We start from the raw sequence: 12,035 nt of genomic DNA on the forward strand, positions 1-12,035 counted from the left end.
CGGAGCGGCCCTGGCGGCGCGAGCTTCAACTCACTGCATGTTGGTGACGATCTGCGTCTGACACGTCACCGGGTCGATGATTGACTGGGCCGTGTCGACGGTGCAGACGGCGCCGCCGTAGGTCCCGAAGAAGACCTGCGCGGAGCAGGCTCCGGCGACGTCAGAGACCTCCACGCGCCAGACACAGGTCTTCGAGCCGGCCGGATTCGCCGGGTCGACCGTGTAGTAGTACTGCTGGACGACCAGCGGCGTGGGGGCGGGGGCGCTGACCTGGAACCCACCATAGGTGCCGGTGGGCACGGGGTGGGTGTTCCAGATGCCATTGAACGTGCCCGTCAGGATCTGGAGGCCCAGGGTCAGGTTGACGCCGGTCTGGTTGAAGACGAAGAAGTCTTCAATGGCAGGGCCAATGGCCTCCACCGAAGGGCCCTTCCGCACGGGGACCTGCACCACGCCCTCGCGGACGCTGACGTACTCGCCACGCTGGGTGAGGAAGTCGGGAAAGTCGAGTTCGAGCTGCCCGGCGAAAGCGAGCGACGGGGTGAGAGACAGCAGCGAGCCAGCCAGGAAACGCTTCACGTTCCGCGTCATGGACTACTCCTGTGTTGTTTATGCGGGGGTGGCCGAAGCCAATGCCTTACTAGCATTGGTCTTGAATTGATTTCAAATCCAAACGAGCAAAACTGGCAATCCAGTGAATGTGGATGATTGTGGCCCGGGTGTGGCGTACGCCATTGGGATGTCAGACTAAGGGGTTTCCGCTGGGGCAATGCAGACTTGCTGCGCGTCATGCGCGACGCATGTCCTGACAGCCCCACGCCGCCCACGCTGTCGGCGCACATGGGCTACGAGGACTTCAAGATGGCCTTTCCTCGCGGCGTGGCCGTGGCCACCGTTCAACACCGCCCGGGGCGTCCCGTACGCGGACTTCTTCCACCAGACCTTCACGCAGGGTGGACGCGCCAAGCCCTGTCTCGATAAGATTTCAACTGCAACTTCGAAACATTTCTCACGACAAGGAGTCCCAGATGGCGCTGTCTCGTTGGGTCGTTGGAATCTCCGCGCTGCTTCTCAGCGCTTGCGGTGGACCGGCTGAGTCGGAGTCGGAGGCCGGGCTTCCCATGGGCGACATGCGCACGGTGGAGCAGCGCGCGGAGGAGCCTGGTGGTGGAACGCGGTACGGCCAGCACCGGACCTACTACCGTGAGGCGGCCAAGGTGAACTGGGCGGGGGCGTGGCACGCCGACTGCTCGGGGTACATCGGGCAGTCGGGGCAGGTGACTGCGTATTACACGGACATCTTCTTCATCTGTCCGTAGCGGCAGCGGTGCCGTGGGCCCCGCGGTGCGACACCCTGGCGAGGTGGCGCTACCCGTTTCTAGCGCAGCGCCGCGAGGGCCGCGCCGACCTTCGCCACCGTCACCGACACGGGCGTCGTCACCTCCGGAGCGAAGATGGCCACGCGGAGCTCCTCGAAGGCCCACCGCAGCTCCTGCGCCGCCCCCTGGTCACGCACGGTGGCGCGCCTGGCGAGGAAGGTCTCCCACAGGGGAGTGAAGGGCGCGGCCTTCCCCGCGTCCTTGCCGGGGTTCGCCACCGCACGCGACAGCCGTGCCTGGGCCGCGCGGAGGTAGCGCGGGTAGTGCAGCAGGCGCACGAAGGGAATCCACTCGATGAGGTTCGCGGGGAACAGGTGCCCGAGCTGCGAGCGGAGGTCCCGCACGGCCGCCGCGCCGCTCGGCCCCTTTGATGCCGTCTTGAGTGCGGCGAGCGTCGCGGCGAGCTCCGAGGAGGTGACAACGACGGCGTTCGCCCAGTCCCGGGCCGCGCTCTCGATGCGCGGTGAGCCCTCTCGGACAAGTGACTCGAAGGCCTCCTTCGTGCGGGGCAGCGGCGCACCCGGTGCGAGCTTGAACGCATCGTCGACGCCGCGTGCGAGGACGAGCGCCCGGAAGGCGTCGGCCTGGCCCCGCGCGGGCGGCGCGCCGTCCAGGGACGGGAAGGGCAGCGGCATGCGCGCGGCGCTGACGGCCACGTGTCCCCGCGCGGCGAGCATCAGGAGCCGGCGGACCCCCGTGCGCGTGGCCGCCTCGGCGGCGGCGGAGGTCTCGAGCAGCACCAGGTCCACGGCAGCGCCCCGGTCGACGAGCGCGGGGTAGCTGCGAACGTCGAGCCCGCCGACCCGCCGGGTGACCACGGGGGGCAGCTCGCCGAAGGTCCAGGCCGTCAGGCCCTTGCGCTCCCAGTCCGAAGCCGGTGCCGCGCTGCGCAGCGCCGCCCGTGCACGTCCCCCGTGCTGCTCGAGCAGCGCGTCGGCATCGCGGCTCCGCGCGAGCTCCTTTCCCCGCTCGTCGAGCACCCGGAGTGTGATGCGCAGGTACGGCACCACGGTATCCGTCCGGAGGGACTCCTCGGGCACGTCCACGCCGCACAGCCGGGACACCGCACGCACGAGCGCTGGAATCATCGGCCCGCGGAAGGGGACCAGTTCCTTCTCGAGACGGTCGACCAGGGCCGGCACCGGCCCCAGTTGCTTGCGCTGGGCGCGGGGGACCTGCTCGAGCAGGGCGGTGAGCTTCTCCCGCTGCCACCCGGGGATGGTCCAGTCGAGCTCACCTGGGACGAGCTGGGCGAGCAGCAGCAGGGGCACGCTCAGGGTGATGCCGTCGTCCTCGGCCGAGGGGTCGAAGGTGTACGTCACCGGCACGGACGCGCCGTGCAGGGGGATGGTGTCCGGGTAGTGCGCTGGGGACAGGTCCGGGTCGTGCGAGAGAGCGTCCTCCATCGAGAGGACGAGCACGTCGGGGTCGGCCGCCTCGGCCTTGCGGCGCCAGACCTCGAAGCCCGCTCCGTCCGTCACGTCCGCCGGGAGGCGCCGGTCAAAGAACGTCAGCAGCGCCTCGCTGTCGAGCAGCTCGCTGCGCCGGGCCTTGTCCCGCAGGCGCGCCACGCGCTCGAGCACCTGGCGGTTCTTCTCCTGGAACGCCCCCCGGGTGCGGTACTCGCCGCGCACCAGGGCATGCTCGAGGAACATCAGCCGTGCCCGGGCGGGGTCCATGCTGGCCAGGGCCACGGGGCGCTCCTTGAAGACCTGAAGCCCGAAGAGGGTCGCGTTCTCCTTCACCACGGCGCGCGCGGACTTCTCCGACCAGTGCGGTTCGGAGTAGCTGCGCTTGAGCAGGTGGGGGGCCGCCGCCGCGAGCCACTCCGGGTCGAGCTTCGCCACGGTGCGCGCGAACAGCTGGGACGTCTCCACGAGCTCGAACGCCATCACCCAGGCAGGGGGCTTCTTCGCGAGCGCCGACGAGGGGTGAACCATGAAGCGCGTCTGCTTCGCGCCCGTATAGTGGCGCTGCTCCGGATTCCACTGGCCGATGCGGGACAGGAGCCCGGTGAGGAGCGCCTGGTGCAGGACGTCCCCTCGCGCCGGGGCGCCCCGGCCCTTGCGCGGCAGGCGCAGCTCGCGGACGGTCTCCTCGAGCTGGCGCTGGACGTCCCGCCACTCGCGCACCCGCAGGAAGGACAGGAAGTTGTCCCGGCACACGCGCCGCAGATGGGACGTCCCCCGGCCGTCGGCCTCGCGCACGAACGCCCACAGCTTGAGGAGCCCCGTGAAGTCCGAGTGCTCGTCACGGAAGCGCCGGTGCAGCTCGTCCGCCTTCTGCGCGGCCTCGCGTGGCCGCTCGCGCGGGTCCTGCAGGTTGAGCGCCGCGGCGACGATGAGCACCTCGTCCAGGCACCCGTACTCGGCGCCGGCGAGAATCATCCGCGCGATGCGCGGGTCCACCGGGAAGCGCGCGAGCTGGTGCCCGAGCGGCGTCAAAGTGCGCTCCTTGCCCTCGATGGCCCCGAGCTCCTCGAGCACCCGCCAGCCCTCGGCGATGGCCTTCGGCTGGGGCGGGTCGAGGAAGGGGAAGTCCTCGACGTCACCGAGGCCCAGGGACTTCATCCGCAGGATGACCCCCGCGAGCCCGGTGCGCTTGATTTCGGGGTCGGTGAAGGCGGGCCGCGTGGTGAAGCTCGCCTCGTCGTAGAGGCGCACGCAGATGCCCTCGCGCACGCGGCCGCAGCGCCCCTTGCGCTGGTCGGCGCTGGCCTGGGAGACGGGCTCGATGTGCAGGCGCGTGGTGCCCGAGCGCGGCTCGTAGCGCGACAGGCGCGCCACCCCCGTGTCCACGACGTACACGATGCCCGGGATGGTGACCGACGTCTCCGCGACGTTGGTGGCGAGGATGACCCGGCGCTGGGGGATGGTGGCGAAGACGCGCGACTGCTCGGCGGCCGACAGGCGCGCATAGAGGGGCTGCACCACCGTGTCGCGGAGCTCGCGCGCGTTCAGGGCATTCTCGGCCTCGCGGATCTCCCGCTCCCCGGGGAGGAACACGAGGACGTCCCCGTCCGGGTCGAGCGAGAGCACGTCCGCCACCGCATCGGCGACGGAGTCGGCGAGCTCGGCGTCCTCGGGAGGCGGCTCGTAGAGCACGTCCACCGGAAAGGTATGGCCCTCCACCTGGATGACCGGCGCCCCCCCGAAGAACCGCGAGAAGCGCTCGGTCTCGATGGTGGCCGAGCTCACCACGACCTTGAGGTCGGGGCGTCTGGGGAGGATGCGCTTGAGCCACCCGAGCAGGAAGTCGATGGTGAGGCTGCGCTCGTGGGCCTCGTCGAGCACGATGGTGTCGTAGCGGCGCAGGAGCGGGTCGCTGTGAATCTGCGCGAGGAGGACGCCGTCGGTCATGAACTTCACGGCCGTCTGCCGGGACGAGCGGTCCTCGAAGCGAATCTGGTAGCCGACGTCCGTGCCCAGCTCCGTGCCGAGCTCGCGTGCCACGCGCGCCGCCACGCTCGTCGCGGCGATACGCCGGGGCTGGGTGACGCCAATCTGGCGCGGGCGGCCGCGCCCCATGGCGAGCAGGACTTTCGGCAACTGCGTCGTCTTCCCCGAGCCGGTGGCCCCCGCGACAATGACCACCTGATGGGCGGCGATGGCCGCGGTGATGTCCTCCACCCGGCTCGAGATGGGGAGCTCGGGGGGGAAGTGCAGGGTGGGCAAGCCGCCGGAGGTGGGGACGGGTGAGTCGCCGGACATGGCAGCAGGGCCTATCACTGAAGCGCACGCCGGGGAACACGAGGTGATGGGCGCGCCAAGTCGAGTAACGCGCCGCAGTGACGCGGGCGGGGATGCGTGCGCTCATCCTGAAGGCAGCGGAGCCTCGTGAATGGGTATCTTCTCGAGCGCATGGCACGAACGAACCGGCGTGATGGCACCCCCGTACTCCTGGCATCTGGCTCCCAGGCTCCTTTGACGCCAGTCCCGCTGACCGGTGGGGCTGACGGGACCTTTCAGGAGGCGTTCCTCCAGGAGCTCATGTTCGAGCACCCCGAAGTTCTGCCGGTCGCCGAAATCGAGGGCGCCATCGAGGGGCTCATCTCCGTGTGCCGCGAGATGCGAACCCCGCGCGGCTTCATCGACAACCTGTTCATCACCGCGGACGGGCAGATTGTCATCGCGGAAGCCAAGCTATGGCGAAACCCCCAGGCCCGGCGGGAGGTCGTCGCACAGTCCCTGGACTATGCGAGTTGCCTGTTCCGCATGAGCTACGCTGAGTTCGAAGCCGCTGCCCTGGGCGGCCAGCTCCGAGGAGGGCAGAAGCCGCAGCGCCTCTGGGAGGTGGTGCCGGAAGCGCTGCGGCTGCCGGAGCCCGAGTTCATCGACGCGGTCAGCCGGAACTTGAAGCGCGGGCGCATCCTGGTCCTGGTCGTCGGTGACGGAATTCGCGAGGGCACGGAGCAATTGATTGAGGTGCTTCAGCTTCATGCGGGCTTCCGCTTCACGTTCGCGCTCGTCGAGCTGTCGGTGTTCCTGCTGCCCGGAGGGCAGGGCCGCCTCGTCATTCCTCGGACCCTGTTGCGCACGCAGATGGTCGAGCGTGGAGTCGTGCGAATCGAGGACGGGCACGTCACCGTGACGCCTGTGGTTCCCGCGTCGGCGGTGCTGGAAGTGAACCGTTTCTCCGGAAACATCAGCGCGGAGGAGTTCTTCGACACGATGCGGGCGCGGGACCCGAAGCTGCCGGAGCAGCTTCAGAGGTTCATCGTCCAGCTCTCCGCCCTGGGGGTATCCGGCGACTTTCGCCGCGCACTCAGCCTCAAGTGGGAGGCGCCGGATGGCAGGACCGTGAACCTTGGCATCATCCAGCGGGATGGGCAGGTCTGGACGAACGAGGCCGGCATGGGGAGCACGGAGGACTTCGGGAGGCGTTACAGCGAGGCGCTCGCCTCCGCGTGGGGTGGAACGGTCGCCGCCATGCCCTGGGGCGCTCACACGAAGTGGCAGGTGCGACTCGACGGAAAGACCCCGCGCATCGAATCAATCGCGGGCCGCCTGGATGCCTGGGCCGAGGTCCTTCGCACGCAGCTTCCCCAGCTCGCGGCTCAGACGAAGGAATCGTAGGCGCGCTGGGGGCGGGGCGACGAAGTGCGTCGCTCTCTCCCCTCCAGGTTGAGGTGCGTCCAGCGGCTTTGCGAACGCTTTGCCTAATGCCATAAGTTGCATTCTGGGGGGCGACTCAGTGCCTCAATCCCACTCCTGAGTGGTTTCGATTCGCGACGAGCCCCTCCCCTGAATACATATGGGAAGGTCTGCGTGACGTCGTAGAGTTTCACCAATCTGCCGCTCGTCTGGACGTGTCAGACGCGCGTGCCAGTATTCGCTCTGGTTGCCTCCCCTGGGGGCGGAGGTGAGGAATGCGTGCTTGTTATTGGGTCTTTTGCGTCGTCCTCGTTGTCTTGGGTTGCACCGGGGTTGACTCGTCATCTCGCAGAAACGCATTCCAGCAACGCGCAGGACTCCCTGGAGAGGGGCGGACGGAGGCGCGCGAATCCGCCGACCGGCAGCATCCAGAGGACGCAACGGAGGGGCCTCCCAGATCGCTGCTTTTCCGCCGCTCTCCATTGATGGGAGAGACCTTCCTTGGGGATCGTTCCCCGCGAGGAGCGAAAAGCGATTCGTTCGCCACGTTGCTTCGCATCGCGGGGCTGGACGCGCGGGACGCGCGTCCCATATCGGGAAGTGCACTCACTCCGACCCAGGTGTCAGGCGACAGGAACTTTTGACCCCCTTACGTCACTAAAACTGCCCCCCTCCCCGGGCCCAGTTGGACTGCGCCGTGATGCTACGTCGTTTCCCTGCGTGCGTCCGCCGGAGCGCGCCCTCGCTGCTTCTCAAGCGAGGGCGCGCGCAGGCCACGTCCGAGGCACTGCGCTCGTGCTCGACTCAGCCGTCGTTGCCAGGCGGCGCGCTGCGGCCCAGCAGCCCCGCCTTGCGCTTCTGGCGTAGCCGGTAGCTGTCGCCCTGGATGAGCACCGTGTGGCTGTGGTGCAGCAGTCGGTCGAGGATGGCGGCGGCCAGCACGTCGTCGCCGAAGACGCCGCCCCACTGGCCCACCAACTGGTTGGTGGTAATCAGCAGGCTGCCCTTCTCGTAGCGTCGCGCCACCAGTTGGAAGAAGAGGTGCGCGCTCCTCTTCTCGAAGGGCAGGTAGCCCAGCTCGTCGATGATGAGCAGCTTGGGCTTGGCGAAGTAGTTGAGCTTGTCCTTGAGGGCCCCTTCGCTCTCGGCCTTGGCCAGCGCCGCCAGCAGCGCCGTCGCGCTGGTGAAGAGGACCGAGTGCCCGGCCTCCACTGCCGCCCGTCCCAGTCCAATCGCCAGGTGCGTCTTGCCCACGCCCGGCGGGCCGAAGAGCAGCACGTTCTCGGTCTGCGCGATGAAGCGTCCGGTGGCCAGCTCCCGCACCAGCTTGCTGTCCACCGAGGGCTGCGCCTTGAAGTCGAAGTCCTCCAGCGTCTTCACCGCGGGGAAGTGGGCGATGGTGATTCCCATGCTCACGCGCTTCTTCTGCTTGGCGCCTATCTCCTCGCGCAGCAGCGCGTCGAGGAAGTCCAGGTAGGTGGGCTCGGTGCGGGCCGCCTCCGACAGCAGCGCGTCGAGCCGCTCGGCCAGGTGGCCCAGGCGCAGCCGGCCCAGGTGCTCCCGTACGCGCGCGTGGACCAGGTCGTGGCTCATGCGGCACCTCGCTTCGAGTCCTGCTCCACGACGGCGGCGTAGTCCTCCAGCGAGCGCCCGAGGCCTGTCAGCGACGAGTCCTTCTCGGAGCGTTCCTCGTCACGCGGACGCCACAGCCCCTCCCAATGCGCCGGGTCGACGACGCGCGCGTGCGGCTGCCGATGGCGAGCGTGCGTGGCCACCAGCGCACCGGCGTGGAAGATGCGCACCTCGTCGTCCCCACCTGCACCTCGACATTCTCACGCACCAGCCGGTGCGGCACGCTGTAGCGCACTGTGTCCACGTCCACGAGCGCGTCGTTGGCCACCTTGCGCTTGAGCCGCTGGTGACGGCGCGGCAGCACTCGCAGGGGCAGCGGGCGCAGGGCGGCCTTCTCCTCGCGCTCGAAGCGCTCCAGGGGCGGCTCGTGCGTGGTGCCGTGCACGCGCTCATCCGCCTCGCCCATCCACTGCGCCAGGTGGGCCTCCATCGCACCGAAGGCCTCGAAGTCCCGGCCCGCCAGCGCGTTGCGCTTGACGTACTTGACGCCCGACTCCGTCTTGCCCTTGGTGCGAGCGCGGTAGGGCCCGCACGCCTTGGGCGTCACGTCCCAGTCCCGGCAGAACTGCACCCAGGCCGGGTGGAAGCGCACGGTGCCCGCCTGCCGGTTGTTCTCTTCCACCAGGGGCCGGGCGTTGTCCGAGAGCACCTCCAGCGGCACGCCCCGAAGTGCACGAAGGCCGCGGCCACGCCCTCGCGCCAGTCGTCCCCGCGCTGGTTGAGGAAGGCTCGCACGAACAAGCGCCTGGAGAACGAGAGCACCGCCACCAGCAGGAAGACCTTCACCACCTGCCCGCCCAGCCGCACCTTCTTCTCGCCGAAGTCCACCTGCATCTGCTGCCCTGGCTTCGTCTCGAACCGCACCGTCGCCGTCTGAGCTGCGTGCACCTGGCGCCGCCTCTTCTCCACCGCGCGTTGCACGGTGCGCACGCTGGCCTCCACTCCCTCCTGCGCCAGCAGCGCCTTGACGACAACGGCGTTACCTTCAGCAGCCGAATCCCAGAGTTCCACCGCGCGCTGCTGCTCGCTCTCGGTGAGCCGCCGGGCCTTCGGTCGGACCTGCGTGTCGGCCGCACTCCCCGCACGCAGGTAGCGCCGCACCGTGTTGCGCGCCACGCCCACCTCACGCGCGATGCGCTTGGCGCCCCAGCCCGCCTCCGCCAGCACGCGCACCTGCCGCACCACTTCCTGCTCGACCATCGACTCCTCCGCTGTCGAGCGGAGGGCTACTACTGCTGTCCCTTCCATTGCTGCCTACCTCCCTGGTTTGCAGGCCCGGAGAGGGGGTCAGTTTTAGTGGCACGAGGGGGTCAATTTTGCTGTCGCTCTACACCAGGCTTCACGGCTCCTCGAAGCGCTCTTGGGCAAGGACGTGTCACTGGGGCAGTTCCCTGCACGCCTCGCGGTGGGCTTCATGCTGCGGGAGGTGTTGACCACAGGAGAGGTGTCGTGGGCCGAGTTGGAGCGCCGGGTAGCGCGCTTCGATCATCTTGTGGTGCTCCGGCCTGACGGATGCCTCGCGTGGGTGCGCAGCGGGAGAACGCAGCAACGGGTGGCGCCTGTCGAATGGCGGGATGGCGCCTTTCGGTCCCGTGGCTTCGAACTGGGCCGCTTCTACGACGGGCGCACAGGGTTTTCCGGTTGCTCAATGACGAACTGCAGGAGGTCAGCGGCTTCCCTCTGGCTGACGTCCACGACGATGCCGACGTCATCAGCCGCACGTTGGACGGGGCGGAAGAGGCCTTCGTTGGGCTGGCGCTGGCGGTAGGGAAGTTCTTCTCGACGTCGCCAGCGGACAACCTCGCTGCACTCCAACGACTGCCAGTCGCCGTCGTGGCGTTGCTGGAGTCGTCGCCCGAGTACCTGGAGCGCTTCCGGTACATGACCAGGGGCGAGCAGGTGCAGGCTGTCTCAAAACTGGTAACGAACCTCATCGCCACGTGGGGCACGGTGTCCGCCGCTACGCGCACGCTGGAGGGAACAGTTCTCGCCACGGCGGAAGTTCCAGCGCTCGTGCTGTCCGCCGAGGGCACAGTCGCCATGCGAATCGCGGCGGTGCCTGTAGGGCGTGCGGCGGCGGTACTGAGTGGCGGACCTGGTGCCGCCATTATCTTTCAGCGAGCAGGGGAGGTGAGCAATTCGGGGGCGACGCCACCCTCGGGCCCTGCCGGCGTGAAATCCTACTCGTCGTTCAAGTCCTTCAAACGAGCGATGGGGCCAGCGGGACCAGGGAAGGAATGGCATCACATCGTCGAGCAGACGGACGGAAACGTGGCGCGGTTCGGCCCGAAGTCGCTCCACAACACGGAAAACATCATCGCGCTCGACAAGAACCTTCACACCAGGGTCAGCGCATTCTATTCGTCGATCCAGCGGTTTTCAGGAGGCAGGACCGTGCGAGAATGGCTGCGGGCACAGTCCTATGAAGCCCAGCGCGAGTTCGGACTGAAACTCCTTCGCGATTTCGGAGCCTCCCCTTGATGAAGACGTCGCTGGAGAAGCTCTCTCTTCAGGACCTAGCCTCGATGTACGAAGAGTTCGCAGCGGCACATGGTCAGGCGAGCGAGACGGGTGACCATCGGAAGGCCAATGCGCAGTTTCGCCGGATCGATGCAGTTTGGAAGGAGCTGCGAACCCGGAAAAGCGAGGGTTCTGGCGCGCTCTTGAACTTGCTGGGGAGCGCGAATCCCCATGTGCGTGGGTGGGCAGCGTCACATGCCCTGGAGTCAGCTCCCCAGGCTGCTGAAGCCGTACTGGAACAGCTTGCAAACGGGCCACCGAGCATCGCGAGGTTCAATGCGGAAACGGTGTTGAGTGAGTGGCGAGCGGGTAGGCTGACGTTCGACTGACGATGTGGGCGCGTTGTGAATTTGTTTCCGGTGCTGAGCAGGCATCCGGACTTCACGTGTCGCGCTACACCGCGCCACGGGGCAGCGGTTGTTGCCCACTCCGCCGTAACGTCACCACACCGCCAAGGCGTCGCCAAAAAAGAACGGGGTTGGACGGTTTGACCCGTCCAACCCCGCGTTTTTACAGTGTCCCCGACGGGATTCGAACCCGTGTTACCGGCTTGAAAGGCCAGCGTCCTGGGCCTCTAGACGACGGGGACGGCACACCTTCTACTGCGACAACATGAGTCGCGGGGGGATCGAACCCCCGACCCTCGGCTTAAAAGGCCGGTGCTCTACCAGCTGAGCTAGCGACTCGCACTATTCTTTTTTAAATTTTTCGCCACCACCCGGAAGCCCCCGGGCAGGCGCTTCCTACCAGCACTCGGCGACGCTTTCCACTGGCGAGCGCATGGGGCCGTTTCTGACAGCGCCCCGACCGCTCTCCGGTGAACGTCCGGACCACCGTCCTTCGCTTCGCGTCACCCCGTGGCGATATACAGGAACCATGTCCCAGGACGTACAACCGGATGAACAGGAGCCCGAGGACGACGCCGAGCGGGCCCCGTTCCGTCGCTACCTCACCCGGGCGGGCGCCGAGCGCCTGCACCGCGAGCTCGTCCATCTCCTCAACGAGGAGCGCCCCAAGGTGACGGCCGAGGTCTCCGCCGCCGCCGCTCAGGGCGACCGCTCCGAGAACGCCGAGTACATCTACGGGAAGAAGCGCCTGCGCGAAATCGACCGCCGCCTCCGCTTCCTCACGAAGCGCCTGGACACCGCCACCATCGTCACGCCCGCCGAGCAGCCCGACCGCTCCCGCGTCTTCTTCGGCGCGACGGTCAGCCTGGAGGATGAGGACGGCGGCCGAAGCACCTATCAAATCGTCGGCTCCGACGAAATCGACGCCTCCGGGGGGCGCATCAGCGTGGAGTCCCCCATGGGGCGGGCGCTCCTCCGCAAGGCCGTGGGGGACTCCGTCGAGGTACGGCGGCCACGCGGGGATATCGAACTCACGGTGGTGGACATCCGCTACGAATAGGTGG

General features: G+C 68.0%; 8 protein-coding genes, 2 tRNA genes and 1 pseudogene. 5 read left to right on the forward strand and 6 right to left on the reverse strand.

What is annotated here, in order from left to right:
* Window positions 1–30: 30 nt before the first annotated feature.
* Entirely contained in the window at window positions 31–591 is a 561-nt protein-coding gene (locus KGD87_RS05060; RefSeq protein ID WP_284666397.1) for a hypothetical protein, read from the reverse strand.
* A 437-nt stretch (window positions 592–1,028) separates the two neighbouring features.
* Here KGD87_RS05060 and KGD87_RS05065 point away from each other — a divergent pair, with 437 nt between their 5' ends.
* Window positions 1,029–1,319 carry a hypothetical protein gene (locus tag KGD87_RS05065; RefSeq protein WP_284666398.1) on the forward strand — a complete coding sequence of 97 codons (291 nt, stop codon included), beginning with the start codon at window positions 1,029–1,031 and terminating at the stop codon, window positions 1,317–1,319.
* Between the two features lie 59 nt (window positions 1,320–1,378).
* Here KGD87_RS05065 and hrpA read toward each other — a convergent pair whose 3' ends face one another.
* The gene (hrpA, locus tag KGD87_RS05070) at window positions 1,379–5,089 is read right to left on the reverse strand and encodes an ATP-dependent RNA helicase HrpA (RefSeq protein WP_284666399.1); all 3,711 of its coding nucleotides are present in this window, start codon (window positions 5,087–5,089) and stop codon (window positions 1,379–1,381) included.
* Window positions 5,090–5,368: 279 nt separating this feature from the next.
* Here hrpA and KGD87_RS05075 point away from each other — a divergent pair, with 279 nt between their 5' ends.
* Window positions 5,369–6,454, forward strand: coding sequence for a PDDEXK family nuclease (locus KGD87_RS05075; RefSeq protein ID WP_284666400.1), 1,086 nt, complete (start codon window positions 5,369–5,371; stop codon window positions 6,452–6,454).
* 822 nt (window positions 6,455–7,276) lie between these two features.
* Here the strand turns inward: KGD87_RS05075 and istB are convergent.
* Both istB and istA read right to left on the reverse strand, forming a co-directional pair.
* Window positions 7,277–8,065 (reverse strand): IS21-like element helper ATPase IstB, encoded by a 789-nt coding sequence (istB, locus tag KGD87_RS05080; protein ID WP_284665371.1) that lies wholly within the window; start codon window positions 8,063–8,065, stop codon window positions 7,277–7,279.
* Window positions 8,062–9,304 (reverse strand): annotated as a pseudogene (gene istA, locus KGD87_RS05085) (IS21 family transposase). Before istA ends, istB begins: the two are co-directional and overlap by 4 nt.
* Before the next feature lie 441 nt (window positions 9,305–9,745).
* Here istA and KGD87_RS05090 point away from each other — a divergent pair.
* Both KGD87_RS05090 and KGD87_RS05095 read left to right on the forward strand, forming a co-directional pair.
* Complete coding sequence (locus KGD87_RS05090) at window positions 9,746–10,585, forward strand: hypothetical protein (protein WP_284666401.1); 840 nt, start codon at window positions 9,746–9,748, stop codon at window positions 10,583–10,585.
* Window positions 10,585–10,953 (forward strand): DUF2019 domain-containing protein, encoded by a 369-nt coding sequence (locus tag KGD87_RS05095; protein WP_284666402.1) that lies wholly within the window; start codon window positions 10,585–10,587, stop codon window positions 10,951–10,953. Before KGD87_RS05090 ends, KGD87_RS05095 begins: the two co-directional genes overlap by 1 nt.
* Window positions 10,954–11,140: 187 nt before the next feature.
* Here the strand turns inward: KGD87_RS05095 and KGD87_RS05100 are convergent.
* Together KGD87_RS05100 and KGD87_RS05105 are read right to left on the reverse strand one after the other, a co-directional pair.
* A tRNA-Glu gene (locus tag KGD87_RS05100) sits at window positions 11,141–11,213 on the reverse strand.
* Window positions 11,214–11,237: 24 nt separating this feature from the next.
* Window positions 11,238–11,310 (reverse strand) — tRNA-Lys (locus KGD87_RS05105).
* Window positions 11,311–11,500: 190 nt separating this feature from the next.
* On the opposite strand from KGD87_RS05105, the gene greB reads away from it, so the two are divergent.
* Window positions 11,501–12,031: a transcription elongation factor GreB gene (gene greB / locus KGD87_RS05110; RefSeq protein ID WP_163785561.1), complete on the forward strand. Its 531-nt coding sequence runs from the start codon at window positions 11,501–11,503 to the stop codon at window positions 12,029–12,031.
* The last annotated feature ends 4 nt before the right edge of the window (window positions 12,032–12,035 follow it).

Origin of the sequence: Myxococcus sp. SDU36 (genome assembly GCF_030168875.1) — a bacterium.
Lineage (GTDB): Bacteria > Myxococcota > Myxococcia > Myxococcales > Myxococcaceae > Myxococcus > Myxococcus vastator.

Bases quoted from the DNA above. Each gene is read 5' to 3' on its own strand.
- KGD87_RS05075 (WP_284666400.1), top strand. From the start codon at position 5,369: ATGTTCGAGCACCCCGAAGTTCTGCCGGTCGCCGAAATCGAGGGCGCC.
- KGD87_RS05095 (WP_284666402.1), top strand. From the start codon at position 10,585: ATGAAGACGTCGCTGGAGAAGCTCTCTCTTCAGGACCTAGCCTCGATG.
- KGD87_RS05060 (WP_284666397.1), bottom strand. From the start codon at position 591: ATGACGCGGAACGTGAAGCGTTTCCTGGCTGGCTCGCTGCTGTCTCTC.
- istB (WP_284665371.1), bottom strand. From the start codon at position 8,065: ATGAGCCACGACCTGGTCCACGCGCGCGTACGGGAGCACCTGGGCCGG.
- hrpA (WP_284666399.1), bottom strand. From the start codon at position 5,089: ATGTCCGGCGACTCACCCGTCCCCACCTCCGGCGGCTTGCCCACCCTG.
- greB (WP_163785561.1), top strand. From the start codon at position 11,501: ATGTCCCAGGACGTACAACCGGATGAACAGGAGCCCGAGGACGACGCC.
- KGD87_RS05065 (WP_284666398.1), top strand. From the start codon at position 1,029: ATGGCGCTGTCTCGTTGGGTCGTTGGAATCTCCGCGCTGCTTCTCAGC.